The organism is Burkholderia sp. AU30280, assembly GCF_020420125.1.
Taxonomy (GTDB): Bacteria; Pseudomonadota; Gammaproteobacteria; order Burkholderiales; family Burkholderiaceae; genus Burkholderia.
This window is the reverse complement of record NZ_JAIZRY010000011.1, coordinates 138,472-163,460: the sequence shown is the minus strand read 5'-3', so window position 1 is coordinate 163,460 and position 24,989 is coordinate 138,472. Positions and strand designations below refer to the sequence as shown.

The window sequence follows — 24,989 nt, the reverse complement described above, 5'->3', positions numbered from 1 at the left end:
CCAGACCCAAATTCGTTTGTTTCATCCGATCAGCACGATCAATCGTCAGACCATTCAGGCAACACGATCCGGAACACTTGCTTAGGAGACCAACATGATGAAGAAGGCATGGATGCTGGCTGCAACACTGCTGGCGGCGCTGGCCACGGCCCCCGTTCACGCGTCGGAAGGCGACACCTGCAAAAAGGTGACGCTCGGCGATGTCGGCTGGAGCGACATCGCGGCCACTACCGGCGTCGCGATGATGCTGCTCGACGGGCTCGGCTACGAGGCGACCAAGACGATCGCGTCGCCGCCGATCGTGCTGGCCGGCGTGAAGAAGGCGCAAATCGACGCGTTCCTCGGCTACTGGGATCCGAGCATGACACCGACGGTAAAGCCGTTCGTCGATGCCGGCGCCGTCCACCAGTTGCCGCAGCCCAACCTGGTCGGCGCGCGCTACACGCTGGCCGTGCCGCAATACGCGTCGGACAAGGGCCTCAAGCGCTTCGCCGATATCGCGAAGTTCCGCGACCAGCTCGACGGCAAGATCTACGGGATCGGCGCCGGCAACAACGGCAACGCGCTGATCCAGCGGATGATCGACAAGAACGAGTTCGGGCTCGGCGGCTTCAAGCTGGTCGAATCGAGCGAGGCCGGGATGCTCGTGCAGGTCACGCGCGCGGTGCAGGAGCACCGGATGATCGTGTTCCTCGCGTGGGAGCCGCACCCGATGAACATCAACTTCAAGATCACCTATCTCGACGGCGGCGACGGCGTGTTCGGCCCGAACTACGGCTCGGCGAAGGTCTATACGCTCGTCACGCCCGGCTATCTCGAACGCTGCCCGAACGTCGGCCGGCTGCTGACCAACCTGACGTTCACGACCGACGAAGAGAACCAGCTGATGGTGCCGATCATGAATCACGCCGATCCGGTCACCGTCGCGAAGGAGTGGGCGAAGAAGAACCCCGGCGTGCTGTCGAAGTGGCTCGACGGCGTCACGACCATCGACGGCAAGAACGCGAAGGACGCGATCGAGAAGCTCATCGGCGCATGAACACGCCAGACAAGGAACCACCCATGTACAAGAATCTCGCGCTGTTCGACCTCGACCACACGCTGCTGCCGCTCGACAGCGATCAGGCCTGGAGCCGCTTCATCACGCGGGTCGGCTGGCGGGAAGACGACGCGCACGTGGCGCTGATCGACGAGCACTACGGTCACTATGCGGCCGGCACGCTCGACATGGACGCGTATCTCGCCGTGACGCTCGCGCCGCTCACCCGCTATCCGCGCAAGGTGCTCGAACGCTGGCATGCGCTGTTCATGGACGAAGTGATCCGTCCGGCGATCACGCCACAGGCGCGCGAGCTGGTCGACCGCCATCGCGAGAACGGCGATCTCTGCTGCATCGTGACGGCGACCAACGTCTTCGTCACGCGGCCGATCGCGGCGGAATTCGGTATAGAGCACCTGCTCGGCATCGAGCTCGATACCGACGACGGCACGCCGGACGGCGCGTTTACCGGGCGCAGTACAGGCGTGCCGAGCTTCCGCGAAGGGAAGATCGTGCGCACGACCGCGTGGCTGGCGTCACTCGGCTACGCGCCGGCCGATTTCGAACGCACGTACTTCTACAGCGATTCGATCAACGACGTGCCGCTGCTGGATTACGTCACGCATCCGGTCGCAACCAATCCCGACTCGAGGCTGTTGCAAGTGGCAGGCACGCGCGGATGGCCTGTCATGAAGTTGTTCTGATTCGGGCGATATTCTCTGCTGTCCATTTTTCATGTCTGGAGGGGTAATGAAATACGGAACACGCAGCAACAGTCTCGATCATTCAGGAATCCGACTCGAACCGGCTCGAAAGCCTGTCGTCAAGCCGAGCCGGCCGGAAAGCCGCTTTCCGCACTGGCGCGGCGTTTTCATGATCGCACTCCTGTGCACGCTGGCCGCATGCGGCGATGGCGACCCGGGCACGCCGGCCAGCGTCGCGGCCGCCCGCGCGGCCGCACCGGGCTCGGCGTCCACGCCTGTCCTGCACTGCGCGAGCGCGTGCCACTGACCGACGCCGGCCCCACGCCAGCCATCCACGACAGAGAGCGATCATGCAAAACAAACCCACGACACGACGTCAATTCCTCGCCGATGCGTTGAAGCTCGCCGGCGCCACCGCGATCACGGGCATGCTGCCCGAAAGCATCGCGCGCGCGCAGGCCATTCCGGCAGCCACCGTGACCGGCACGATCCAGGACGTGAAGCACGTCGTGATCCTGATGCAGGAAAACCGCTCGTTCGACCACTACCTCGGCACGCTGGGCGGCGTACGCGGCTTCGGCGATCCGCGGCCGGTCGTGATTTCGAGCGGGTATCCGGTGTGGCGCCAGCCCTGGCTGACGTCCTACGTGTTCCCGTTCAACCCGTCCCCGCCCTCCGGAACGGCGAACGGCGACACCTACTACGGCGACCTCGACCACAGCTGGAGCGGCACGCACAGTGCCTGGAACAACGGCTGCTACGACAACTGGGCCGACGCGAAGACCAGCGGCACGATGTACTACTTCACGCAGAACGACATTCCGTTCTACTACGCGCTGGCGAGCGCGTTCACGGTGTGCGACGCCTACCACTGCTCGATGCTCGGCCCGACGGACCCGAACCGCCTGTATCTGTGGACCGGGTGCTGCGGCAACGTCCCCGGCTATGCGCCGTACACGACCAACACGATGACGGGCACCGGCTGGACCACGATGCCGGAGCGCCTGAACACGGCCGGCGTCACGTGGAAGTTCTACCAGGACAAGGGCAATGGCCTGGACGCCGGCCATGGCTACGGCGAATACAACGGCTCCCAAAGCGATCTCTGGTGGAACGGCAACTACGGCGACAACGTCATCCTGAACTTCAAGCAATACCAGAACCTCGGCGCCAGCGATCCGCTCGCGCCGGCGCTCAACGGCACGCAGATCGATCCGTCAGGCGGCGGCAAGGAATACGACACGAACCTCTTCAGCCAGCTGCGGGCCGACGTCGCCAACGGCACGCTGCCGCAGGTGTCGTGGATCGCCGCGCCGTACGCATACTGCGAGCATCCGTCGTGGGCCGCGAGCGGCGGCGAATGGTACGTGAGCAACGTCCTCAATGCGCTGACGTCGAATCCGGCGGTGTGGGCCAGCACGGTGCTGCTCGTCATGTATGACGAGAACGACGGCCTGTTCGATCACATGCCGCCGGCCGTCCCGGCCAGCGCCGCTGCCGGCACCGGTCGGTCGACGGTCTCGACAGCCGCCGAATTCGTCGCCGGCAGCGGCGCGGCATCGGACGGCTCGGCAAGCGGCGATGTACCGATCGGGCTCGGCCCGCGCGTGCCGATGTTCGTCATTTCGCCGTGGTCGAAGGGCGGCAAGGTCAATTCGCAGGTCTTCGATCACACATCGGTGATCCGCTTTCTGGAAGCGCGCTTCGGGCTGCAGGAAACCAACATCACGCCGTGGCGGCGCACGGTGTGCGGCGACCTGACGTCGGCCTTCGATTTCTCGAACGCGGACCAGACGGTTCCGGCGATCCAGCCGCCGGCCAGCAACATGAACCCGAACGGCTCGACCGTCCTGATCCCCTATCCGACCACCACCGCGGTGCCGGCGCAGGCCGCCGGCCGCAGCACCGCCTGCCGCCTGCCCTACGAATTCTTCGTGCAAGGCAAGGTCAACCGCGCCGGCAACACGCTGGCGCTGACGATGACCAACACCGGCGCCGCCGGCGTACACCTCCAGGCGTGGGTCGACGGCACGAGCACGATCCCCCGGCACTACACGATCGCGGCCGGCGCGGGCCAGTGCGCGAACCTGTCGGATTCGCTCGCACTGACGAGCGGCGGCGGCTACGACTATTCGATCTACGGGCCGAACGGCTTCCTGCAGACGTTCCGCGGCAGCATCGGCTCGTCCGGCAACACGGGATCGACCGCCGAAATCAGCCTGTGCTACGACGTGGCGAACGGCAACGTGCAGATCACGCTCGACAACTCGGCCGGGGCCGGCGCGACGACGTTCCAGCTCACCGACAACGCCTACGGCATGAACGCGCGGCAGTCGGTCACCGTCGCCGCCGGCGCGACGCAAGCCGTGACGTGGTACGGCGACGGCGGCTGGTACGACGCAAGCATCCGCGACGCGAACGACCCGAACTTCCTGCGCCGGGTGGCGGGCTGCGTGCAGATGCAATCCGGCGCGCTGCTCACGGATTCGGCGATCGGCAATACCGGCAAGAAGTTCGTCGCGTCGCTCGCGTCACAGGGCTCGACGTTCGGCACGCTGCGGTTCGACTACGTCGCGCCGCCCTGGAACCATAGCCCGAAGAACTGGGTGGGCATCTTTGCGCATGGCGCGCAGCCGACCAAGGGCAGCTACAAGTCGTGGGCGTACTTGCCGAAGAGCACCGGCTCGCTGCTGTTCTCGTCCACGGCCAACAGCGCGCTGGCGTCGGGGCAGTACGACGCGTGGTACCTGTTCGACGACGGCTACACGCCGCTCGCGGGCCCCGTCACGATCACCATCTGACGGAATGGCCGGACCGTGCCGGCCGCCCGCATGGGGCCGGCACGCATTCGGGCGCGACGCGCCACGTTGCGCCCGAATGCTTTTCCAGCCGCGCGGTACGCGCGATACGAGCAGGTCGTCGTGGCACGCGCCGAACGGCCGCGCCGGGTGCGCGATCCGGATTTCGAGGATCCACAGTCCGAGCGCCGGCGCGGCGCAAGCACGCCGGCTTCGATCCGGCGGCTGGGCGAACGAGGCGTCCGGCAAGACGGCTCGCTTTCGCGCGACGGCCGGCGGCCGGCAAGCTGACGCACTGCCGCCCGCCCGTCATTGCCGCGTTACGTCCGCGTCGCGACGATGAACAGGCGCGGGAACGGCAGCAGCACGGTGCCGTCGGCGAGTGCCGGATAGCCGTCCGGCCCCGCGATCGCGTCGCGATACCGCGAGAGAAACGCCGTGCGCTCGCCATCGTCGAGCGCCGCGAGGAATGGCCGCAGCGCACTGCCCTTGAACCACTCCACGACCGCGTCGGCGCCGCCGCGCAGCGGGTGGTAGTAAGTCGTGCGCCATACGTCCACACGCGAGCACAGCGGCGACAGCAGCGCGTGGTAGTGACGCGCGTCGAACCGCTCGGTGCGCGCCGCACCCTTCAGCTTGTCCGCCCACGGCCCGGCCGCGGCGACCTCGCGCATCAGCCGGTGCGCGGGTTCGTCGAGGTTGTCCGGCATCTGTACCGCAAGATGACCGCCCGGCGCGAGACGGCCGACGAGCGCCGGAAACAGCGTGTCGTGCGCGGGCACCCATTGCAGCACCGCATTCGCGAGAATCAGGTCATAGCCGCCCGGATCGTCCCAGGTGGAAATATCCACGACATCGAAACGCAGGCCCGGCAGGCGCTTGCGCGCGGCGTCGATCATGTCCGCCGATGCATCGATCCCGTGAACCGTTGCGTCCGGCGCACGCGCCATCAGCACCTCCGTCGAATTGCCGGGCCCGCAGCCGATGTCGATCGCGGTATGGATCGGCGTGTTCGGCACGGCAGCCAGCAGATCGCGGATCGGCCGCGTGCGTTCGTCCTCGAATTGCACGTACTGGGCGGCGTATCGATCGAGTAGGGTCGTCATGTCGTTCCTCCTGGTCGGCGTAATCGGCCTGGCCTTCTCCGTGCGCGGGATGCCGGCGGCCGTCGATGCACCGCATTCTGCGATCGTCACGAAGTTCAGTAAAATGAATTTAATATCGTGATTGATTCAAATTTCTGATGAAAATCGATACGCTCGGTGTCCAGGCCTTCGTCGCGATCGCCGACGGCGGCAGCTTCCGGCAGGCAGCCGAAACGCTGCATGTGACGCAGACCGCCATCACGCAGCGGCTGCGCAAGCTCGAAACCTTTCTCGGCGTCGCGCTCGTCGAGCGCACCACGCGCCGCACCACACTCACCGAAATCGGCCGGCGCTTCCTGCCGCAAGCGCGCCGGCTGCTGAACGAGCTGTCCGACGCGCTCACCGAAATTCGCGAAACCGGCCTGAGCCAGCGCGGCGACGTCACGATCGCGTGCGTGCCGACGGTCGGCGTGCAGTACCTGCCCCGCATCCTGCGCGCCTTCTCCGCGCACCGGCCGCACGATCGCGTGAAGATCCTCGATCACGCGTCGGCGTCGGTGCTGCAGGCCGTGCTGCATCGCGAGGCCGAGTTCGGCATCGGCATCGCCGGCGACCGGCATCCCGAACTGGTCAACGTGCCGCTGACGAGCGATCCGTACGTGCTGGTGTGCCGCGACGATCATCCGCTCGCCAGGCGGCGGCGCATTCGCTGGGCCGCACTGCAGCCGCATCCGCTGATCTTCGCCGGCGAAGTGAGCGGCAATCGCGGGCTGCTCGACGGCGCGCTGAAGACGAGCGGCGTGTCGCTGCATTCGTTCTACGAAGTGCAGCGCAGCTCGACGGCGCTCGGGCTCGTTGCCGAAGGGCTCGGGGTAGCCGTGGTACCGAAGCTCGCGATCCAGAAGAACGCGTATCCGATGATCCGCACGATCGAACTCGTCGAGCCGGCGGTGTCGCGCACGCTCGTGCTCGTCACGCGCAAGAGCGCGCAACTGTCGCCGGCCGCCCGTGCGTTGTACGACATGATCGTCGAACAGGCGACACCCTGACGACACTGTCAGGGGTGCGTCACGAAGCAGCGCCTTCGGGGTAGTATCGCCACACGCGGTCGCGACGACCGGCGCCTACCCGGCGCCGAGCACGTCACGCCACCGCTGCAACGGCCGTTCCTCACTACCCCTGCACGGAGCACTGCATGGCCTATCGCAACTATCACAAGCGCAAGATTGCAGACCGGGAACTTCATCCCGAAACCCAGATGATGTCGTACGGCTACGATCCGTTCCTGTCGGAAGGATCGGTGAAGCCCCCCGTGTTCCTCACGTCGACGTTCGCGTTCCGCACGGCCGAGGACGGCGCCGAATTCTTCGACGTCGTGGCCGGGCGCAAGCCTTCGCCCGAAGGCGAAGGCGCGGGCCTCGTCTACAGCCGTTTCAATCACCCGAACCTGGAGATCGTCGAGGATCGCCTCGCGCTGCTCGACGATTCCGAAGCCGCCGTCGTGACGTCGAGCGGCATGTCGGCCATCGCCGCGATCCTGCTGACGTTCCTGCGGCCGGGCGACTGCGTCGTCCAGTCCGTGCCGCTGTATGGCGGCACCGAGACGCTGATCTCGAAGTTCCTGCCCGAGTGGGGCATTCGCTCCGAAGCGATTGCCGACGGGCTGTCCACCCACGCAATCCGCGCCGCGCTCGAAGCGGCCGCACAAAAGGGCAAGGTGCGGATGTGCTACATCGAGACGCCCGCCAACCCGACCAATGCGCTGTTCGACCTCGAAGGGCTGCGCAGCGAGATCGACGCATTCGAAGCGCGCCACGGCTATCGCCCGCTGTCGGTCTGCGACAACACGCTGCTCGGGCCGCTGTACCAGAAGCCGTCGCGGCAAGGCATCGACCTGAGCGTGTACTCGCTGACGAAATACATCGGCGGGCATAGCGACCTCGTCGCCGGCGGCGTCACGGGCACCCGCGAGCTGATCACGAAGATCCGCTCGATCCGCAGCACGCTCGGCTCGCAGCTCGACCCGCATTCGTCGTGGATGATCACCCGCTCGATGGAAACGCTCGTACTGCGCATGCAGCAGGCCGCCCGCAGCGGCAGCGCCGTCGCTCGCTGGCTCGCCGACAATCCGCATCGGCCGGTGCGCGTGCTGCATCCCGAGCTCATCGACGATCCGGCCTACCAGGCCGTCTATCGGCGCCAGTGCACCGGGCCCGGTTCGACGTTCGCGTTCCTCCTCGACGGTGGCCGCGAGCAGGCGTTCCGGTTCATCAACCACCTGACGCTGTTCAAGTCGGCGGTCAGTCTCGGCGGCACGGAATCGCTGATCTGCCATCCGGCGTCCACGACGCATTCGGGCGTACCGGCCGATGCGCGTGCGGCGGCGGGCGTGTCGGAAGGCTTGATCCGCGTGTCGGTCGGGCTCGAACATCCGGACGACCTGATCGCCGACCTGTCGTACGCGCTGGAGCATTGCTGACCCGCGCGGCATGCGCCCCGTGCCGGTTCGCACGGGGCGGCACCGGGATGTCGGCGTTCGAGCCGCGTAATCGTGCTGACCCAAAGATTCGCACCATGAACACCACGCGGCATCGATACCTGATCGGCAATCTGCAACACGCGCCAAACGTGACCATGACGATCGCGCGACGCCAACCGGCCGAACCGGCTTACAGCACCTTCACCATGAACACGCGCGACGCGCCTTCCGGCTCGCACGGCACCTCGCCGAACGCTTCGTAGCCCTGTTTCCGGTAGAAATCCGGCGCCTGGAACGAGATCGTGTAGAGCACCGCACGCGCGCAGCCGCGTCGTTTCGCTTCCGCTTCGGCCTCGCGCAGCAGCCGGCTGCCGAAGCCGCCGCCGCGCAGCGATTCGGGCAGGTAGAACAGATCGATGAAGAAAAGGCCGAGCGACGTGCGCCCCGTGAGGCCGCCGAGGATCTCGCCGGTCGCGGGATCGGTCACGTACACGTCGAGCGTGGCCGCGTCGGCGCGCCCCGTCATCGCGTGATTGAATTCGCCGAGCTTGCGGCTGATGAAGTCGTGCGCGCCCGGCTGCCCGGTGTCGGTGAGCCGGATGGAAACGTCGGGTTGCGTCGTCATGGAGCGGGTTCGGTCGAAGAGGGATACCGCCGGGCATGCAACACCCGGGGCGGGCATCGCTCGACTATAGCGCGTCGACGGGCATGCCGTGGTGGCGCGCCCGTTGCCTTCGCCACGCATCGCGCAGCCGCAAGGATCCCGGCGTGCGCGGCCGGGTCGCTGGTCTGCGCGGCGAGGTTCGGGCTTTCCGCGACGATCTCGCCGCCACGGACGATCACCGTCGCGAACGGGCGGCCGCCCGCTTCCGCGTTCTTCCTCGCAAGATCGATCGTGCGTTTCACCAGTTCCATGGCTGCGTCCTCGTTGAAGCGCAACGGCGGGACCGTGCGCCGGCTGGCGGCCGGTGCACGTCGGGCGGGAAGCTGCGCGGCACCGCTGCCGCGGCGCCGCATCGGCATCAGAACGGCTTGGTCGGCAGGTACTTGCCGTCGAGCGTGATCACCGCGCGCGAACCGCCTTCGGGATCGTCGACCTTCTTCACGTCGAGCCGGAAATTGATCGCGCTGATGATGCCGTCGCCGAACTTCTCGTGAACGAGTGCCTTCAGCGTCGTGCCGTACACCTGCAGCATTTCGTAGAAGCGGTAAATGGTCGGGTCGGTCGGCACGCGATCGTCGATGCTGCCGCGCAGCGGGATCGTCTGCAGCAGCAGCACCGCGTCGTCGTCGAGGCCGAGCTTGTCGGCGACGTTGCGCGCCGCTTCCGCCGGCAGCGCGTGCTGGCCAAGCAGCGCGGCGGTCACGAACGCTTCGCTCAGGCCCGTGCCTTCGGTGAGCTGCGCGAACGACAGGTTCTTGCGCGCCTTCGCGAGCACGACGGTCTCCGCAAGCGCGTGGCGGGCAGTCTGGCTGAGTTGGGACTGGATCATGGCAATTCCTCGTGGTTGGGTAGGAGCGATTCAGGCCGCGACGGGGAGCGTCGCGGGCGTGGCGCGGATTTCGGGGTGGTCCGCCAGGCAGACGAACCGGCCGGTCGCGCCGTCGTAGGCGTCGATGCAGCCCGATTCGATGTCGTAGACCCAGCCGTGCAGTGCGAGCCGCCCTTCTTCGAGCGCAAGCCGCACGGCAGGGTGCGTCTTCAGGTTCGCGAGTTGCGCGACGACGTTCTCGCGCACCATCGAGTCGATCCGCTCGCGTTCGCTGCGATGCGTGCGCGCCTCGTTCACGACGCGCGCCGAATCGGCGTAGCGCAGCCAGTGGCCGACGGCCGGCATGTGGTCCATGCACTGGCAGGTGGCGATCGCGGTCATCGCGCCGCAATCGGAATGGCCGCAGATCACGACGTCGGTCACGCGCAGCGCGGCCACCGCGTATTCGACCGACGCCGATACGCCGCCCGGCTCGGGGCCGTACGACGGCACGATGTTGCCGGCATTGCGGATCACGAACAGGTCGCCCGGTTCGCGCTGCGTGACGAGTTCGGGCACGAGCCGGCTGTCCGAGCACGAGATGAACAGCGCGCGCGGGTTCTGGCTGCGCGCGAGATCACGGAACAGCGCGGCGCGTTCCGGAAAGGCGTCGCGCTGGAACTTCAGGAAGCCTTCGATGATGTCCTTCATCGTGTGTTCTCCGGTGCAGGTGGAATCGATGAAGGGCAGGTTACGCCGGACTTCCAATAAGGTAAAAGACTGATTTATGATCCTGTGGATAAGCAGGACTTATAGGAACCGCCATGCTGCTGCGCCATATCCACTACTTCCTCGCCGTCGCCGAGCACCGCAGCTTCACGCGCGCGGCCGCCGCGCTGCATGTGTCGCAGCCCGCGCTGTCCCAGCAGATCCGCCAGCTCGAGGAGACGCTCGGCGCGCAACTGTTCGACCGCAGCGGGCGCGTGACGCGGCTGACCGACGCCGGCGACGTGTATTTCCGCTATGCGCGGCAGGCGCTGCACGATCTCGCGGAAGGCCGGCGCGCGATTCACGACGTGCAGGATCTGAGCCGCGGCTCGCTGCGGATCGCGGTCACGCCCACTTTCACGAGCTATCTCATCGGGCCGCTCGTCGAGGCGTTTCACGGCCGCTATCCGGATGTGTCGCTGTCGGTGCGCGAGATGTCGCAGGAACGCATCGAGGCGCTGCTCGTCGACGACGAGCTCGATGTCGGCATCGCGTTCGAGGAAGTGCAGACGGCGGATATCGAGGCGGAAACGTTACTGGTCGAAACGCTCGCGCTCGTCGTGCGCCGCCAGCATGCGCTCGCCGGCAAGCGCAAGGCCGGCCTGCGCGTGCTGCACGACGCGCCGCTCGTGCTGCTCACGGCCGAGTTCGCGACACGCATGCAGATCGACCGCTATTTCCGCGAGCATGACGTGCGGCCGCGCGTCTTGATGGAAGCGAATTCGCTGGGGGCGGTGATCGAGATCGTGCGCCGCACGAACCTCGCGACGCTGCTGCCCGCGACGATCGCGGCCGGGCACGACGATCTCGTTGCCGTCGCGCTCGATCCGGCGGTCCTGCGGCGCACGGCCGTGCTGCTGCAGCGCAAGGGGGCATACCGGAGCGCCGCTACGCGCGCGTTCGTCGAACTGGCGTTGGCGCAGGGGGCGGGGAAAGGGAAAAAGGCAGGCGAACCCCGCCCGGCACGCCCCGGGGCGGCCGGGCAATGAAGGCCGGCGTTGCCCCGGAGCGGGGCAAGCAACCGCGTCAGTTGTACCCGAGAATCGCCACCGCCGCGACGTCCGGCCGGTCGTTCGTATTCCCGACGAGCGACGTCATCGGCTCCTGCAGCACGGCCTGATAAGACGACACGCGCGGCGCTTCCGGCGCGCCCGGCTCATCCGGTGCCGGTTCGTCGAACGCGGCATCGAAACCGCTGTAAAACCCCGGTTGCTTCTGCGAAAAAGTCATCTCCACTCCTTTACCTGTTTATGTTTTCGAAGTTCTAACCAACTCGTTTCAATGCCGCCGCCTGCACCGGCGTGCCGTCGTGCGCCGCCTCCGATCGCGCCAGCTGCGCGCGCGTGCGCCGCGTAATGTGGATCACCGCGAACACGACCGGCGCGATCAGCAGGCCTTCCGCGAGCTCGGGATCAACCGGCAGGTTCATCACGTGCAGCGCCTTGAACGCCGCCGTCGCGAGCGACAGCACGTAGTACGAAATGGCTGCCACCGACAGCCCTTCGACCGCGTGCTGCAAGTGAAGCTGATTGCGCGCGGTGCGCTCCATGCCCGCCAGCAGGCGCGTCACGTCCTTTTCCTGGGCAAGATTCACGCGCGTGCGCAGCAGGTCGACCGCCCGCGCGATCCGCGCGGCGATCTGCTCGTGGCGCGCCCATACGCTGCGGCAGGTTTCCATCGCCGGCGCGAAGCGGCGTTCCATGAATTCGGCGATCGTCGGCATCCCCTCGATGCGCTCCTCGCGCAGCTCGTGGATGCGTGCCAGCACGAGCTTTTCGTACGCACGCGACGCGCTGAAACGTGCGCCCGATCCCGCCAGCGATTCGACCCGCACCGCGAGATGCGTGAGCTTGACGAGCAGCGCCGTGTCGTCGCCATCCGCGCCGCTCGCGTCCATCCGCTGCATCAATGCGTGCAGCGCCGCGTGGATCTCGTCCAGCTCGCGGCTCATCCGGCGCGCGACGGGCAACGCCAGCAGCGCCATCATCCGGTAGGTTTCGATTTCATGCAGGCGCTGCAGCAGGCGGCCGCCCTGCTCCTCGCGAAAATCCTCGTCGACCACGAGAAAACGCATGAAGCCGTCGTCGCGCACGTGCCAGTCGCAGAACACCTTGCCGCCGCCGAGCACGTTGCTGCCCACCAGCGCGGGGCCGTCGATCCAACGGCGCAGGTCGCCGCACACGATTCGCGCCGCGTCGCCCTTCAGCAGCTCCATGCGCACCGCGACGAAGCGGATGCCGGCGAGCCGCGCGAACCACGCAGCCGGAATGCCTTCGATCGCGAGATCGTCGAAGTAGCCGGTGTCGCGACGCGGCGCGACGAACGTGAAGGTCGAGAATTCGGTATGGCGTTCCCACTTCAGGTACCAGCCGCTCGGCGACTGCACCGCGTAGTGCGTCGCGCCTTCGTGCGGCGCGGCGATGCCGGTATCGCGGCACAGTGCGTGCAGCAGCGTTTCGTGGATGTCGGGCTGGCCGTCCGCGTAGATCGCGTAATGCGTGAGCGACACGGCTTCGGCGAGCCGCAGGAACGGCCGGGCATGCAATTCCGCGGCCAGCGCGGCGCGCAACGGATGGTCCATCATCGATACACCACGCTTTCCTGTTCAGTGCTGCACGCCGGATCGACCGGCCCAAACGCCGCGCCCTTTCGGATGAAACGTCAGCGTGATCGCACTATGGCAGACACACAGCAACAATAAAAACGCATAATGCTGATCGTTACGTTCAGTTTTCCTGATACCCATGAAGATGCTCGATCACGACGTGCTGGCCACCGTCGTCGCCGTCGCGGAAACCGGCAACATGACCCGCGCCGCCGAGGCCGTGAACCGCTCGCAGTCGGCCGTGAGCATGCAGATCAAGAGCCTGGAAGACGCGATCGGCCGGCCGCTGTTCGTGCGCAAGCCGCGCAGCATCGTGCTGACGCGCGAAGGCGAGGTGCTGCTCGGATTCGCCAGACGAATGCTGGCGCTGCGCGACGAGGCGTGGGCGGCCGTGGTGCGGCCGGAAGTGACCGGTAAAGTCGTGATCGGCGTGCCGGACGACTACGCGTCGTCGCTGCTGCCGTCGGTCCTGAAGAAATTCTCGGCGACCTACCCGAAGGTCGAGATCCAGGTGATGGGGCTGCCGAGCAGCGCGCTCGCGCCGCTGATCAAGGAGGGCACCGTCGATCTCGTGTGCGGCACGCGCATCAAGGGGCTGACCGGCGATTTCATCCGCCACGAGCCGATGGCGTGGGCCGCGATGACGAACGGGCCGCGCGTGTGGGAAGAGCGGCCGCTGCCGATCGCGGTGTTCATGCCGGGCAGCGTCGCGCGCGAGAACGCGATCCGCAGCCTGGAGCGCGCCAAGGTGTCGTACCGCACCTCCTACGAAAGCCCGAGCCTGCTCGGGCTGCTCAGCATGGTCGAGGCCGGCCTCGCGGTCGCGCCGCTCGCGCGCTGCGCGATTCCCGCGCAACTGTCGATGCTCGGCCGCTCGCACGGGCTGCCCGACCTGCCGCCGCTCGAACTGATCCTCGCGCGCAGCACCAAATCGAAGCGGCCGCCGTGCGACTTTCTCGCGGAGCAGTTGATGGAAGACCTGCAGCGGCAGACCGGGCAAACCGCCGACGCGTGATCAGCGCGTCGCGCCGAATCCGGCCGCGGCCAGCGCCGCGTTGACGTTCGCGGCCACCGCATCGACGAGCGCCTCGAGCGTATCGCCGCGCAGCTGCGCGTGTTCCGGTGCGACGTGCTCCTTGCGTTGCCAACCCCACTGCGCCCCCGACGCGACCGACAGCGTCGCGCCGAAGCGGTTGCCGTGGCAGCGGCCGAACGTGCTCACGCGCCGCCCGGCCATATAGTCCTGTTCGGGCAGGCAGAGCCGGATCTCGACGGCGACCTGGTCGCGATCGTTGACGCGCGCGGCCGGGCTCACCGTCGCGGCGAACACCTTGCCGATCCGCCAGGTCACGCAGGTTTCCCACGCCGCGAGCGGCCCGCCGGCCGCGTCGACCCGCTCGGTGTCGACCGACCACTGATGCCCGTCGGGCACGACGATCGCCTGATGCAGCAGCACTTCGGCCACGCGCACCGTCGTCACGAGCTGACGCGCGAGTTGCTGGCCCGACGGCAGCGACGCCGTCGGTACGCGACGGCTCGCCGGCCGCGCGACAGGCACTGCTTCCATGAGGTCCATGACCCCTCCATATTCAGGATCGGCGCCGCGCACGCGATGTCGCTCGCCGCCGTGCCGCCTGCGGGCGGGCACCGGCGATCGGGCGGCGGATCGGACAAACCATCCAGGAACGAGCAACAACCGTTCCTCGCTTCACCGCGCCTTCGGCCCGACGCGCAAACGGCGCGCGACCGGCCCGATCACCGCATCGGCCTGCTGCGCGATCAGCGTGCGCAGCGTGAAATCCAGGTCTTCCGGTGCGATGTCGAAGTGCACGTGAACCACGTCGCGCACGGCACGCGCGCTGACGACATGGACGCCGAGCGGGGAATGCAGCAGCGCCGCGAGCAGGGCGTGCGCGCGTTCGCCGGAGTCGGCCGTCAGCGTGACGGGCAACCGCAGGCGCGGGCGCGGCGGCGGGAACGGAATGACGTTGTTGCGTGCGCCGGCGCGCAACTGGCGGCCGGCGACATCGAAGGCGGGAACGGGATGAATGAAGGTCATGGAGCGGACGGAAGCCGTCTCGGCTGTTCGACACCTCCCCAGCTTAGAAGAGACGGCATAAACGTCGTGCAAAAAAACGCGCCGCCGATGCAAAAAACGCCATCGGGGACACAACACGACACCGGCCGGAAGCTGTCCGTGCGGTCGTCACGCACGCGCGGCGATCTCGCGCCGCAGCTTGCCCCAACCTCGCCCGCGCGGCGTGCGACCCCGTGGTCGTTCCGTTACGCGGCGAACGCGTCGAGCGACGCACGCCGCCGCTCGTCGACCATCGATTCGATCAGCGACACCAGATCGTCGGTCAGCGGGTCGCAGATGCCCGGCGAGCGATGCAGTTCGAGATCGGCCGCCGGCAGCGGCGGCAGCCCGTCCGTCTCGTCGAGCACGCGCCAGTTCTCGGGCAGCGTGCAGCGGTCGATCATCGTCACGGCCGCGCCGTGGTTCACCGCGATCTTGATGCCGGTCGGGCTCTGGCTCGTATAGACGACGTGATACGGCCGCTCGGCCGTCGCGAGCGCCTGCAGCCCGCGCTGCCGGTAGCAGCACGTCTCCGGAAACAGCGCGAGCGGCACCGACGCCTGCGGGTCCAGCGCGAAATCGCGGTGCGCCGCCCACACGACGTCGTGTCGGCCAAGCAGCCGCCCGCTCGCGTTCGGGCCATGCCGCACGACGAGCGCGACGTCGAGCTCGCCGGCCTGCAGCCGTTCGAGCAGTTCGAGCGACGTGCGGCAATGCACATGAAAACGCGCGCCCGGCCGCGTCGCATAGAACGACTTCAGCAGGTCGGGCAGCCACAGCTCCGCATAGTCCTCGGGCAGCCCGAAGCGCACGACGCCGCGGTCGCTGCTCGCCTGCTTCAGCGCGAGGATCGCGTCGTTCTGCACCTGGATGATCCGGCGCGCGTGGATCAGGAAATTCTCGCCGTCGCGCGACAGCTCGAGCCGCCGGCTGTTGCGCATGAACAGGTGCGTGTCGAGCCGCTCCTCGAGCGTGCGGATGCGCAGGCTGATCGTCGATTGCGTGCGATGCAGTTGCCGGGCCGCCGCGGTGAAACCGCCGCTCTCGACCACGGCGACGAATGCCCGGATCAGCTCCGGATCGAGCGAACTGAGCTTCGACCAATCGGGCCTTTGAATGGCAGCCATCGGAATTACTCGCTTTCGAAAAAAAAAGGGAAGACGAAAGATAGGGCTCGGAGTACGCCGATTGTTGTCCAGATGCGCTCGGCCCTCCAACCCCTGCCCGGGTATGACAAACCCGGAGCCGGTACGCGATTGCCCACCCGCCGATCCCGCCCCGCCCGCCGTCACGACAACGGCCGAGGCCCGCCCGGCGGGCATTCGCGCATCGGGATCAGGGCTTTCCCGGAGACGACGAAAACTCATGGCCCGATCAGAAAACATCGATTCACCGGCCGCGCCACGGCCCACCACAATCGCCTCACACCCACCTCATCGACGAGACACCGCAATGACCGCATCCCAACCCAGGCAGCTTTACATCGGCGAAGGCTTCGAAGGCCCCGGCGTCAACCTCGCGCACATCAACGTGCTGGTCGGCCCGCGCAACGGCCCGGCGGGCCAGGCGTTCGCCACCGCGCTCGCCACGCCGTCGGCCGGCCATGCGCCGTTCGTCGTGATCGCGCAGCCGGGCGTGCCGACCAAGCCGCTCACGCTGTACGTGAACAAGGCGCAGATCGCCAGCGACTTCCACGGCAATGCCACGTGGGGCGCGTCGCAGGCCGGCATCGCGAAGGCCGTGGCCGAAGCGCTCGAGAACGGCACGCTACCGCCCGAAGCGGAGAACGACTGGGTCGTCGTGTCCGCGAACTGGGTGAACCCGCAGACCGACGATCTCGACGCCGTGTTCGAGAACAACTACCGCGCGTGCCGCAACGCGATCGTCGCGGCGATGGAAGGGCTGCCGCATCGCGACGCGGTGTTCGCCGCCGCGCGCGACGTGTCGAACCCGTTCTACACCCCGAAGAAAAACTGACGACGACAAGCGGCCGATACAAGGCCGCACCTGGAGGAAACATGGAATACGTCCGCCTCGGCCAGTCCGGCCTGAAGGTGTCCCGCCTGTGTCTCGGCACGATGAACATGGGCACCCCCGAATGGAAGCCCTGGATCTTCGACGAAGCGCAGAGCGAGCCGATCGTGCGCCGCGCACTCGACGCCGGCGTCAACTTCATCGATCTCGCGGATTTCTATTCGACCGGCGTCGGCGAGGAAGTGGTCGGCCGCATCCTGAAGCGCAACGCGCGCCGCGAGGAGCTGGTCGTGACGACCAAGGTCGGCTACGACATGGGCAGCTATCCGAACGCGGGCGGCCATTCGCGCAAGCACGTGCTCGACGGCATCGACGGGTCGCTGAAGCGCCTCGGGATGGATTACGTCGACATCTTCATGCTGCACTTCTTCGACGTGAACACGCCCGTCGAGGAAACGATGAGCACGCTGCACGACATCGTGCGCGCGGGCAAGGCGCGCTATATCGGCGTGTCGACGATGTACACGTGGCAGTTCGCGAAGATCATGCAGGCCTGCGAACGAAACGGCTGGGACAAGCCGATCAACATGCAGCTGCAGCTGAACCTCGCGTATCGCGAGGAAGAGCGCGAGATGGTGCCGTACTGCATCGACCAGGGCGTCGGCGTATCGGTGTTCAGCCCGCTCGCGCGCGGCCTGCTCACCTGCGAGCCGCAATCGACGCGCAACCAGACCGACTTCTTCACCGCGCAGATGTATGGCGACGCATCGTCGCTCGCGATCGCGGAATCGGTCGCGAAGGTCGCGAAGCGCCGCGGCGTGCCGCCCGCGCAGATCGCGCAGGCGTGGGTGCTGGGCCGCCCCGGCATCGCGAGCATGCTGGTCGGCGCGGATTCCGTCGCGCAGTTCGACAGCGCGCTCGGCGCGCTCGAAACGCAACTCACCGACGAAGAGCTGCACGAGCTGGAACGCAACTACACGCCGTGCGACCTGATCAACGACTACACGGCCGGCAAACGCATCGCGCGCACCTCGCGTCCGGCGCAGGGCAGCTTCGCGACGGACTGAAAGTTTGAAGGACTGCGGTACCGAGAGGCTCCGAGGCACTGAAGGAACGACACACAATGAACGCATTTCTGAGGACCGGCCATTTCATCGGCGGCGAATGGCATGAACCGCATGGCGCGAGCGATGCAACCTATCCGGTGTTCAACCCCGCGACCGGCGAGACGATCGCGAAGGTCGCGAAAGGCGGCGCCGACGACACCCAACGCGCGATCGACGCCGCCGCGCACGCGTTTCCCGCGTGGCGCGCACTGACCGCGAAGGAACGCGGCGCCCGCGTGAAGCACTGGGGCGAGCTGATGCTCGAACACCGCGACGCGCTCGCCGAGCTGCTGACGCGCGAGCAAGGCAAGCCGCTCGCGGAAGCGCGTGGTGAAGTCGCGTATGCGGCGAGCTTTCTCGAATGGTTCGCGGAAGAAGCGAAGCGCATGTACGGCGACGTGATCCCGAGCCCGAAGCCGAATTCGCAGATCGTCGTCACGCGCGAGCCGGTCGGCGTCGTCGCGGCCATCACGCCGTGGAATTTCCCGCTCGCGATGATCACGCGCAAGGCCGGCCCCGCGCTCGCGGCCGGCTGCACGATGGTACTGAAGCCGTCCGAGGAAACGCCGCTGTCGGCATTCGCACTCGCGGTGCTCGCCGAGCGCGCGGGCGTGCCGGCCGGCGTGTTCAACGTCGTGTCGGGCGATGCGGTTGCGATCGGCGAGACGCTGACGAGTTCGTCCGTCGTGCGCAAGCTGTCGTTCACGGGCTCGACGCGGGTCGGCAAGCTGCTCGCGAAGCAGTCGGCCGACACGCTGAAGAAGCTGTCGCTCGAACTCGGCGGCAATGCGCCGTTCATCGTGTTCGACGATGCCGATCTCGATGCGGCGGTCGAGGGCGCGATCGCATCGAAGTTCCGCAACACGGGCCAGACCTGCGTGTGCGTGAACCGCTTTCTCGTGCAGGACGGCGTGTACGACGCGTTCACGCGCAAGCTCGCCGACGCGGTGCGCACGCTGCGCGTCGGCAACGCGCTCGCGGGCGAAGTCGACCAGGGGCCGCTGATCAACGACGCGGCGCTCGGCAAGGTCGAGCGGCACGTGGCCGATGCCGTCGCGAAGGGCGCGCACGCGCTCACCGGCGGCAAGCGTCACGCGCTCGGCGGCACGTTCTACGAGCCGACCGTGCTCACCGGCATGACGGCCGACATGCTGATCGCCGAAGAGGAAACTTTCGGCCCCGTCGCCGCCTGCTTCCGCTTCGCGACCGAGGCGGAAGCCGTGGCCGCGGCCAACGACACGCCGTTCGGGCTGTCCGCGTACTTCTACACGCGCGACCTCGGCCGGGCGTGGCGCGTATCGGGTGCGCTGGAGAGCGGAATGGTCGGCGTCAACGACGGGATCATCTCGACCGAGGTCGCGCCGTTCGGCGGCGTCAAGCAATCGGGGCTCGGCCGCGAAGGCTCGAAGTACGGCCTCGACGAATACGTGGAACTCAAGTACACGCTGATGGCCGGCCTCGGCCGCTGACCACCGGCCGCTCCCCGCGGTCGACCCGCGCCGCGCGCCGCCCGGCCGCGCGGCGCCTCGCACGGCATGCTCGGCGGCGTTCCGCCGCCGCGCGCCGCTGCACGCACACCTACAATCCAGGAGGCAGCTTGACTCAAGCCAACGTTCAATCCGGCACGGCGCGCGCATTGCCGCTGTCGCGCGGCGCCGAGGCGCCGCACCGCCCCGTCGCGCTCGACGACGTGCCGCTCAACCGCTTTCACGTGAAGATCGCCGGCCTGACGTTCGGCGCGCATTTCACCGAGGGCTACACGCTCGGCACGATCGGCTACGCGCTCGCCGCGCTCGGCAAGCAGATGCCGATCGATGCGTTCTGGATGGGGATGATCGGCAGCTCGGCGCTGATCGGCATCTTCTTCGGCAGTCTCGTGTTCGGCTGGCTGTCCGACCGGATGGGCCGGCAGAAGATCTTCCTGACGAGCTTCGTGATCATCACCGCGGCCGCGTTCGCGCAGTTCTTCGTCACGTCGCCGCTCGAACTGTGTTTGCTGCGCGTGCTGATCGGCTTCGGGATGGGCGGCGATTTCACGGTCGGCCACGCCATCCTCGCCGAATTCTCGCCGCGCAAGCATCGCGGTGCGCTGCTCGGCTCGTTCAGCGTGATCTGGACGATCGGCTATGTCGCCGCGAACGTGCTCGGTCTCGCGTACAGCGACGTCACGCCCGACGCCTGGCGCTGGCTGCTCGCGTCGGCGGCGTTGCCCGCGCTGATCGTGCTGGTGCTGCGGATCGGCACGCCCGAATCGCCGCGCTGGCTGCTCGGCAAAGGCCGCGCGCAGGAGGCGCGCGCGATCGTCGCGAAGCATTTCGGGCCGCACGTGATGCTCGACGGCTCGACCGAGCCGCATGCGCATGGCGGCTTCGCGCGGCTGTTCCAGCGTGACCTGATCCGCCGCACGGTTTTCAACTGTGCGTTCTTCGTGTGCCTCGTGATTCCGTATTTCGCGATCTACACGTTCCTGCCGACGATCCTGAAGACGATCGGCCTCGCCGAAGGCTTCGGCGCGGACCTGCTGCTGAACGGCTTCCTCGTGCTGGGCGCGCTGATCGGCATCTGGCTGACGATCCGGCTGTCGCGGCGCGGCTTCCTGATCGGCTCGTTCGCGGTGACGTGCGCATCGCTCGTCGCGCTCGCGGTGCTGCCGTCGTCGGCGGCCATCGCGATGATCGTCGCGTTCGCGATCTTCACGCTGACGATGTCGGCGTTCAGCAATCTCGTCGGCGTGTTCCCGCCCGAGTGCTTCCCGACCGAAGTGCGCGCGAGCGGCGTGGGGCTCGCGATCGCGTGCAGCCGGCTCGGTTCGGCGATCGGCACGTTCCTGCTGCCGGCCGGCATCGCGACGCTCGGCTTTCACGCGACGATGTTCGCGCTCGCGGGCGTGCTGCTGGTGGGAATGATCGTGTCGATCGCATGGGCGCCGGAGACGAAGCACCTGACGCTGGAGCAGGCATCGGGGCATTGACGGTGGCAGCGGGCTACGTACCCGCCTGCTTCATCGCGCGCGATCAAGGCGTTCGCATCGACGCCATGCCGATGCGCCGCTGCGACGACGCGCGCGAGCGTGTTCGCACGGAAAGATCGGCCGCGTCCCATCGCCCTCGCCGCCTACCCTCTCCTCCCCGCCTGCTCCCGCAACCACGCAGCAAACGCGACCACCGGTTCGACCGCGACACTCTCCGGCTCGACATCGAGCCAATAGCCGAACGGCCCGATCGGCTGCACCGGCGACAGCCGCACGAGGCTGCCCTCGCCGATCTCCTCCTCGATCATGTTGAGGTCGACCACCGCGAGCCCCGCGCCCTTGCGAGCCGCGCGAATCGCCTGTTCGAGCGTGGAAAACTCGATGCCGTCGCCGATCCGCGTCAGCGGCACGCCCGCCTGCTCGCACCAGTCGGCCCACAGCGTCAGGCGCTTGCCTTCGTGCAGCACATGCAGCGACGGCAACCGGCCGAGCAGCACATCGAGCGCATCGCCGCGATAGCGCGGTGCGCCGACGAGCGCATGCCGCTCCATCATCAGCAGTTCCGACTGCATCCCGGCGCGCGCCGTGCGCCCGAAGCGGATGTGGCAATGACAATCGTCAGCCGGCTCCGTGCGGATCGACAGCTCGACGTCAGGCAGCGCCTCCGCGAGGGTGCCGAGCCGCGGCGAAAACCACTGCGTCGCGAACGTGGGCGGCAACGACACCGTCAGCCGCCGCTTGGCGCCCGGCCGCGTGGCGGCGATTTCGCCGACGCCACGTTCGATCGTGTCGAACGCCTGCCCGATGAACGGCAGCAGCCGCTGGCCGGCATCGGTCAGGCGCACGCCCTTGTGATCGCGCTCGAACAGCCGCGCGCCGAGCGCTTCCTCGAGCAGCCGGATCTGCCGGCTCACCGCCCCCTGCGTCACGCACAGCGAAACCGCCGCGCGGTTGAAGCTCAGGTGACGCGCGGTCTCCTCGAAAAATCGCAATGCGATCAACGATGGCAGGCGTCGCATGATGTGTGTCCCTTTCGTTTGTATCGTTCGTATCGTTCGTGTCGTTGCCGGCAGGCGCCGCCGGCCATCCCGAGAGCGGCAGTGTCGCACCCCGGCGCGCCAGCCGCCACGCCGTCGAAGCCTCCTGGGCCCGCGCGCTCCATCGCCGCCATTCATCGTCCCCGCGCCCGCGGCCATCCGCCTACAATAAGCATCCCGCACCAAACACTACACCGCCCGTGAGACGCAAGATGCCGGCGCTGAATGCGCTGAAAGCCTTCGAGATGGCCGGCCGCACCGGCAGCTTCACCCGCGCGGCCGAGTTGCTCAACGTGACGCAGAGCGCGGTGAGCCGCCAGGTCCGCCAGCTCGAGGGCCAGCTCGGCGAAACCCTCCTCGAGCGCCGCCATCACCAGCTCGAACTGACCGCGGCCGGCCGCGTGCTGCTGCGCGCACTGCAGCAATCGTTCGACAAGATCGAGCTGACCGTGCGCAGCCTGCAGGAAAAAACCCACCTGAACCGTCTGCGCGCGAACGTGCCGCCCACCTTCGCCGCGCGCTGGCTGGTGCCGCGCCTCGGCCGGTTGCGCGACGCGCATCCCGAATTCGAGCTGAGCCTCACGACCCGCATTCACGACAGCCTCGGCGAATCGCGCGTGCTCGACTGCGCGATCCGGTTCGGCGACGGCGAATGGGACGGCTTCGACAACGCACTGCTGATGCAGGAGCAGCATATCGCTGTCTGCGCGCCCGCGCTGTATGCGCGGCTGCGACAGGACGGCGCGCCGATCGACCTGAACCGCTTCACGCTGCTGCACGTGCTCGCCACCGACGACCAGCGCTACCTGACCTGGCAGCACTGGCTGAAAGCCGCCGGCATCGCCGACGTCGACACACGCGGCGGCTACGAATTCGACTTGCTCGACCACGCGATCCGGGCGGCGATCGACGGTCTCGGCATCACGATCGCCGACCGCCACATGGTCGCGCGCGAACTCGCGACCGGGCAACTGATGCAGGTGCTCAACGTGCATGTCGACGGCCACCAGTCGTACTGGTTCGTCACGCGGCCCGAGCAGACGAACCTGCCGCACATCGTCCAGTTCCGCGACTGGCTGCAGCAGGAAGTGTGGCTCGCGAAACGCCATCTCGAACCGTCGTCGCCGCTTCCGCAAGTGCCGCTGGCGTAGTGTTGCGAGTTGGAAATTCGTTGAATAAATTGCCGCCTGTCGTAATAGAAGAGCCAGATCCGGGCGTTGGACCGCACGCAGCCCATACTAGCGTTGGCGCCCAGCATTCCCGAGCGCCGTACCCGAGTACATGCGCCACGGCATCGCCACCTCGCTTGCCGCGCTGGACATTGCCACGGGCAAAATCATCGGTGAATTGCATCGTCGCCATCGCAGTAGTGAATTCCTGCAATTCCTGCGCACGATCAATGCCAACGTGCCCGCTGATCTGGACGTGCATCGGGTGACGGATAACTGCGGCACGCATAAGGCGCCTTCGATCAAAAACCGGTTCGCTCGACATCCGCGCTTCCAGGTTCACTTCACCCCAACGTCTGCATCGTGGCTCAATCAGGTGGAACGTTGGTTTGCCACGTTGACCGAGAAGTACATTCGACGTGGCACGCATCGCTCGACACGGCAACTTGAAGAGGCAATCCGGCATTACCTCGACGTCTATAACGCGAATCCTCGGCCGTTCGCCTGGAGCCAGTCGGCCGATGAAATTCTCGCGAGCCTCGAACGGTTTTGCGCACGGGTCTAAACGATAATGTGAGGTTGAGTTCGCCCGCTTCTCGCTCGCACGACGTCGGCACATATCGGCGCTGGCGTCTGGATGCGTCGTGCGGAGATACGGGCGATAGACCTGAAATTCACACGAATTCTTGCCCCCGACGAGCGCTTCCCACCATCTTTTGGAAAGATCGCCTCTACTTGGCAGGTTGGAATACTGTTCACCGTTGACACGAATGACCCCGTCCAAAATTCATCCGCGCAAACGACTATCGAACCAAGAAAGCGGAGCACCTCAACACCACGCCCGCCTTTTATTTTGGAAGATTTTTGTATGCCATTTTCAGTATGGCATTCCGATTTTCTGGATATTTTTCCAACAATTCAGACTGAATTAATATTCTGTAGTCAGCCTCGTCAAATCCCGGCACTACCGTACAACTAACCAAAGTATAATCACCCGAGTCAACTGACGCGCCAAAAATCCAGCCACCATGCATGACCACGGATAGCACCTCCCCACGATCCGGATTGGGGCCGATACGGACGGTGCGGTATTTCCCTGCTTCATCGATGACATGCATCGTCAACGCATCCCCAGCGTGGTAATACCATATTTCATCGGACTTCATCTGATGAAAGTGTGACGGACTATCATGCGTCACCATGAAATATATTCCGCTATAGTCTTTTCGTTCAGCTCCGTCCGCTGTTTTTCGGACCACATCTGAACCGAACTCGTATCTGAAGTACCCACCCTCTGGGTGCGGCGCCAGACCAAGCTTTTTAATCCAAAATTCCTTCGATTTTTCAATCTTGTGCGTGCTTTCTTCCGCCATAACTTCTCCAACATAGATCAGGCCAAGTGCGATAAAAGTTGAAATGACAGCGGCTTGCACGATCACTGCCATCGACCCTCTACGAAAAATTCTATTTTTTATTGTCAACATACGATGTGATTGTTGCGATTTGCAATTCCTTACTGCTTCGTATCTGGAAGCTGCTTTAGCCATCACCGGCAAGCAAACCGTGAATTCGCAGCGACAGGCCAACAGCATACAGCTAGTTTCATTTGCATTGAGTCGATGATGAACGACCGCAGCAACGCGGTGCCGGTATCGGCACGATCTGATCGCTGTCGACATGCCAGTAGCGATCCGCTCGCTCACTG

26 protein-coding genes and 1 pseudogene are annotated in these 24,989 nt (G+C 66.4%); 15 read left to right on the top strand and 12 right to left on the bottom strand.

The genetic code is table 11. The features are described 5' to 3' along the window. Positions 1-94: 94 nt before the first annotated feature. The 4 genes from LGN17_RS24720 (at position 95) to LGN17_RS24705 (ending at position 4,544) form a co-directional block, all read left to right on the top strand. The gene (locus tag LGN17_RS24720) at positions 95-1,039 is read left to right on the top strand and encodes a choline ABC transporter substrate-binding protein (protein WP_226198991.1); all 945 of its coding nucleotides are present in this window, start codon (positions 95-97) and stop codon (positions 1,037-1,039) included. Positions 1,040-1,062: 23 nt separating this feature from the next. Then, entirely contained in the window at positions 1,063-1,743 is a 681-nt protein-coding gene (locus LGN17_RS24715) for an HAD family hydrolase (RefSeq protein ID WP_175957178.1), read from the top strand. Positions 1,744-1,912: 169 nt separating this feature from the next. Next, positions 1,913-2,050: a hypothetical protein gene (locus LGN17_RS24710; protein WP_226198990.1), complete on the top strand. Its 138-nt coding sequence runs from the start codon at positions 1,913-1,915 to the stop codon at positions 2,048-2,050. 43 nt (positions 2,051-2,093) lie between these two features. Continuing rightward, positions 2,094-4,544 (top strand): phosphocholine-specific phospholipase C, encoded by a 2,451-nt coding sequence (locus LGN17_RS24705; protein WP_226198989.1) that lies wholly within the window; start codon positions 2,094-2,096, stop codon positions 4,542-4,544. Positions 4,545-4,861: 317 nt separating this feature from the next. Here the strand turns inward: LGN17_RS24705 and tam are convergent, their stop codons facing one another. Further along, positions 4,862-5,647, bottom strand: a complete 786-nt coding sequence (gene tam / locus LGN17_RS24700) for a trans-aconitate 2-methyltransferase (RefSeq protein ID WP_226198988.1) — start codon at positions 5,645-5,647, stop codon at positions 4,862-4,864. Between tam and LGN17_RS36560 the strand changes: the two genes are divergently transcribed. The 3 genes from LGN17_RS36560 (at position 5,646) to LGN17_RS24690 (ending at position 8,105) form a co-directional block, all read left to right on the top strand. Then, positions 5,646-5,768: a hypothetical protein gene (locus LGN17_RS36560; RefSeq protein WP_264166048.1), complete on the top strand. Its 123-nt coding sequence runs from the start codon at positions 5,646-5,648 to the stop codon at positions 5,766-5,768. The genes tam and LGN17_RS36560 overlap by 2 nt on opposite strands. 16 nt (positions 5,769-5,784) lie before the next feature. Then, positions 5,785-6,675, top strand: a complete 891-nt coding sequence (locus LGN17_RS24695; RefSeq protein ID WP_226198987.1) for a LysR family transcriptional regulator — start codon at positions 5,785-5,787, stop codon at positions 6,673-6,675. A 146-nt stretch (positions 6,676-6,821) separates the two neighbouring features. Further along, complete coding sequence (locus LGN17_RS24690; protein WP_226198986.1) at positions 6,822-8,105, top strand: cystathionine gamma-synthase family protein; 1,284 nt, start codon at positions 6,822-6,824, stop codon at positions 8,103-8,105. 190 nt (positions 8,106-8,295) lie between these two features. On the opposite strand, the gene LGN17_RS24685 is transcribed toward LGN17_RS24690, so the two are convergent. The 4 genes from LGN17_RS24685 to LGN17_RS24670 form a co-directional block, all read right to left on the bottom strand. Next, on the bottom strand, positions 8,296-8,730 hold the full coding sequence (locus tag LGN17_RS24685) for a GNAT family N-acetyltransferase (RefSeq protein ID WP_226198985.1): 435 nt from the start codon (positions 8,728-8,730) through the stop codon (positions 8,296-8,298). Beyond that, positions 8,727-9,020: a hypothetical protein gene (locus tag LGN17_RS24680; RefSeq protein ID WP_226198984.1), complete on the bottom strand. Its 294-nt coding sequence runs from the start codon at positions 9,018-9,020 to the stop codon at positions 8,727-8,729. Before LGN17_RS24680 ends, LGN17_RS24685 begins: the two co-directional genes overlap by 4 nt. Before the next feature lie 107 nt (positions 9,021-9,127). Further along, complete coding sequence (gene cynS / locus LGN17_RS24675) at positions 9,128-9,598, bottom strand: cyanase (protein WP_175957163.1); 471 nt, start codon at positions 9,596-9,598, stop codon at positions 9,128-9,130. Positions 9,599-9,628: 30 nt separating this feature from the next. After that, positions 9,629-10,288, bottom strand: a complete 660-nt coding sequence (locus LGN17_RS24670) for a carbonic anhydrase (RefSeq protein ID WP_226198982.1) — start codon at positions 10,286-10,288, stop codon at positions 9,629-9,631. Positions 10,289-10,401: 113 nt separating this feature from the next. Between LGN17_RS24670 and cynR the strand changes: the two genes are divergently transcribed. Beyond that, positions 10,402-11,334 carry a transcriptional regulator CynR gene (gene cynR, locus LGN17_RS24665; protein ID WP_226198981.1) on the top strand — a complete coding sequence of 311 codons (933 nt, stop codon included), beginning with the start codon at positions 10,402-10,404 and terminating at the stop codon, positions 11,332-11,334. A gap of 37 nt (positions 11,335-11,371) precedes the next feature. Here the strand turns inward: cynR and LGN17_RS24660 are convergent, their stop codons facing one another. Then, complete coding sequence (locus LGN17_RS24660) at positions 11,372-11,575, bottom strand: hypothetical protein (protein ID WP_226198980.1); 204 nt, start codon at positions 11,573-11,575, stop codon at positions 11,372-11,374. Positions 11,576-11,609: 34 nt separating this feature from the next. Next, a complete protein-coding gene (locus LGN17_RS24655) occupies positions 11,610-12,929 on the bottom strand; it encodes a DUF3422 family protein (protein WP_226198979.1) in 1,320 nt (439 codons plus the stop codon). Positions 12,930-13,089: 160 nt separating this feature from the next. Between LGN17_RS24655 and LGN17_RS24650 the strand changes: the two genes are divergently transcribed. Continuing rightward, positions 13,090-13,965 (top strand): LysR family transcriptional regulator, encoded by an 876-nt coding sequence (locus tag LGN17_RS24650; RefSeq protein WP_226198978.1) that lies wholly within the window; start codon positions 13,090-13,092, stop codon positions 13,963-13,965. On the opposite strand, the gene LGN17_RS24645 is transcribed toward LGN17_RS24650, so the two are convergent. From LGN17_RS24645 to LGN17_RS24635, 3 genes are all read right to left on the bottom strand, one after another. Then, entirely contained in the window at positions 13,966-14,526 is a 561-nt protein-coding gene (locus LGN17_RS24645; protein ID WP_226198977.1) for a hypothetical protein, read from the bottom strand. A gap of 132 nt (positions 14,527-14,658) precedes the next feature. Continuing rightward, the gene (locus LGN17_RS24640) at positions 14,659-15,009 is read right to left on the bottom strand and encodes a hypothetical protein (protein ID WP_226198976.1); all 351 of its coding nucleotides are present in this window, start codon (positions 15,007-15,009) and stop codon (positions 14,659-14,661) included. A 224-nt stretch (positions 15,010-15,233) separates the two neighbouring features. Further along, on the bottom strand, positions 15,234-16,154 hold the full coding sequence (locus LGN17_RS24635; RefSeq protein ID WP_226198974.1) for a LysR family transcriptional regulator: 921 nt from the start codon (positions 16,152-16,154) through the stop codon (positions 15,234-15,236). 325 nt (positions 16,155-16,479) lie between these two features. On the opposite strand from LGN17_RS24635, the gene fae reads away from it, so the two are divergent. The 4 genes from fae to LGN17_RS24615 all read left to right on the top strand — a co-directional run bounded on the left by fae (position 16,480) and on the right by LGN17_RS24615 (position 21,078). Further along, the gene (gene fae / locus LGN17_RS24630) at positions 16,480-17,004 is read left to right on the top strand and encodes a formaldehyde-activating enzyme (RefSeq protein ID WP_011356415.1); all 525 of its coding nucleotides are present in this window, start codon (positions 16,480-16,482) and stop codon (positions 17,002-17,004) included. A gap of 41 nt (positions 17,005-17,045) precedes the next feature. Then, positions 17,046-18,068: an aldo/keto reductase gene (locus LGN17_RS24625; RefSeq protein WP_175957146.1), complete on the top strand. Its 1,023-nt coding sequence runs from the start codon at positions 17,046-17,048 to the stop codon at positions 18,066-18,068. A gap of 56 nt (positions 18,069-18,124) precedes the next feature. Beyond that, a complete protein-coding gene (locus tag LGN17_RS24620) occupies positions 18,125-19,576 on the top strand; it encodes an NAD-dependent succinate-semialdehyde dehydrogenase (RefSeq protein WP_226198972.1) in 1,452 nt (483 codons plus the stop codon). Between the two features lie 167 nt (positions 19,577-19,743). Then, positions 19,744-21,078: an MFS transporter gene (locus LGN17_RS24615; protein WP_226199140.1), complete on the top strand. Its 1,335-nt coding sequence runs from the start codon at positions 19,744-19,746 to the stop codon at positions 21,076-21,078. Positions 21,079-21,221: 143 nt separating this feature from the next. Here the strand turns inward: LGN17_RS24615 and LGN17_RS24610 are convergent, their stop codons facing one another. Further along, complete coding sequence (locus LGN17_RS24610) at positions 21,222-22,097, bottom strand: LysR substrate-binding domain-containing protein (protein ID WP_226198970.1); 876 nt, start codon at positions 22,095-22,097, stop codon at positions 21,222-21,224. Positions 22,098-22,327: 230 nt separating this feature from the next. On the opposite strand from LGN17_RS24610, the gene LGN17_RS24605 reads away from it, so the two are divergent. Both LGN17_RS24605 and LGN17_RS24600 read left to right on the top strand, forming a co-directional pair. Then, positions 22,328-23,266: a LysR substrate-binding domain-containing protein gene (locus tag LGN17_RS24605; protein WP_226198967.1), complete on the top strand. Its 939-nt coding sequence runs from the start codon at positions 22,328-22,330 to the stop codon at positions 23,264-23,266. Positions 23,267-23,314: 48 nt separating this feature from the next. Beyond that, positions 23,315-23,849, top strand: a pseudogene (locus tag LGN17_RS24600) (IS630 family transposase); the annotation flags it as partial. 283 nt (positions 23,850-24,132) lie between these two features. Here the strand turns inward: LGN17_RS24600 and LGN17_RS24595 are convergent. Then, positions 24,133-24,729, bottom strand: a complete 597-nt coding sequence (locus LGN17_RS24595) for a cupin domain-containing protein (RefSeq protein WP_226198965.1) — start codon at positions 24,727-24,729, stop codon at positions 24,133-24,135. Positions 24,730-24,989: the final 260 nt, after the last annotated feature.

Bases quoted from the DNA above. Each gene is read 5' to 3' on its own strand.
- LGN17_RS24680 (WP_226198984.1), bottom strand. From the start codon at position 9,020: ATGGAACTGGTGAAACGCACGATCGATCTTGCGAGGAAGAACGCGGAA.
- LGN17_RS24595 (WP_226198965.1), bottom strand. From the start codon at position 24,729: ATGGCAGTGATCGTGCAAGCCGCTGTCATTTCAACTTTTATCGCACTT.
- LGN17_RS24610 (WP_226198970.1), bottom strand. From the start codon at position 22,097: ATGCGACGCCTGCCATCGTTGATCGCATTGCGATTTTTCGAGGAGACC.
- LGN17_RS24655 (WP_226198979.1), bottom strand. From the start codon at position 12,929: ATGATGGACCATCCGTTGCGCGCCGCGCTGGCCGCGGAATTGCATGCC.
- LGN17_RS24705 (WP_226198989.1), top strand. From the start codon at position 2,094: ATGCAAAACAAACCCACGACACGACGTCAATTCCTCGCCGATGCGTTG.
- LGN17_RS24645 (WP_226198977.1), bottom strand. From the start codon at position 14,526: ATGGACCTCATGGAAGCAGTGCCTGTCGCGCGGCCGGCGAGCCGTCGC.
- LGN17_RS24715 (WP_175957178.1), top strand. From the start codon at position 1,063: ATGTACAAGAATCTCGCGCTGTTCGACCTCGACCACACGCTGCTGCCG.
- LGN17_RS24660 (WP_226198980.1), bottom strand. From the start codon at position 11,575: ATGACTTTTTCGCAGAAGCAACCGGGGTTTTACAGCGGTTTCGATGCC.
- LGN17_RS24605 (WP_226198967.1), top strand. From the start codon at position 22,328: ATGCCGGCGCTGAATGCGCTGAAAGCCTTCGAGATGGCCGGCCGCACC.
- tam (WP_226198988.1), bottom strand. From the start codon at position 5,647: ATGACGACCCTACTCGATCGATACGCCGCCCAGTACGTGCAATTCGAG.
- LGN17_RS24720 (WP_226198991.1), top strand. From the start codon at position 95: ATGATGAAGAAGGCATGGATGCTGGCTGCAACACTGCTGGCGGCGCTG.
- LGN17_RS24690 (WP_226198986.1), top strand. From the start codon at position 6,822: ATGGCCTATCGCAACTATCACAAGCGCAAGATTGCAGACCGGGAACTT.
- LGN17_RS24710 (WP_226198990.1), top strand. From the start codon at position 1,913: ATGATCGCACTCCTGTGCACGCTGGCCGCATGCGGCGATGGCGACCCG.
- cynS (WP_175957163.1), bottom strand. From the start codon at position 9,598: ATGATCCAGTCCCAACTCAGCCAGACTGCCCGCCACGCGCTTGCGGAG.
- LGN17_RS24670 (WP_226198982.1), bottom strand. From the start codon at position 10,288: ATGAAGGACATCATCGAAGGCTTCCTGAAGTTCCAGCGCGACGCCTTT.
- fae (WP_011356415.1), top strand. From the start codon at position 16,480: ATGACCGCATCCCAACCCAGGCAGCTTTACATCGGCGAAGGCTTCGAA.
- LGN17_RS36560 (WP_264166048.1), top strand. From the start codon at position 5,646: ATGTCGTTCCTCCTGGTCGGCGTAATCGGCCTGGCCTTCTCCGTGCGC.
- cynR (WP_226198981.1), top strand. From the start codon at position 10,402: ATGCTGCTGCGCCATATCCACTACTTCCTCGCCGTCGCCGAGCACCGC.
- LGN17_RS24695 (WP_226198987.1), top strand. From the start codon at position 5,785: ATGAAAATCGATACGCTCGGTGTCCAGGCCTTCGTCGCGATCGCCGAC.
- LGN17_RS24625 (WP_175957146.1), top strand. From the start codon at position 17,046: ATGGAATACGTCCGCCTCGGCCAGTCCGGCCTGAAGGTGTCCCGCCTG.
- LGN17_RS24640 (WP_226198976.1), bottom strand. From the start codon at position 15,009: ATGACCTTCATTCATCCCGTTCCCGCCTTCGATGTCGCCGGCCGCCAG.
- LGN17_RS24685 (WP_226198985.1), bottom strand. From the start codon at position 8,730: ATGACGACGCAACCCGACGTTTCCATCCGGCTCACCGACACCGGGCAG.
- LGN17_RS24620 (WP_226198972.1), top strand. From the start codon at position 18,125: ATGAACGCATTTCTGAGGACCGGCCATTTCATCGGCGGCGAATGGCAT.
- LGN17_RS24635 (WP_226198974.1), bottom strand. From the start codon at position 16,154: ATGGCTGCCATTCAAAGGCCCGATTGGTCGAAGCTCAGTTCGCTCGAT.
- LGN17_RS24650 (WP_226198978.1), top strand. From the start codon at position 13,090: ATGAAGATGCTCGATCACGACGTGCTGGCCACCGTCGTCGCCGTCGCG.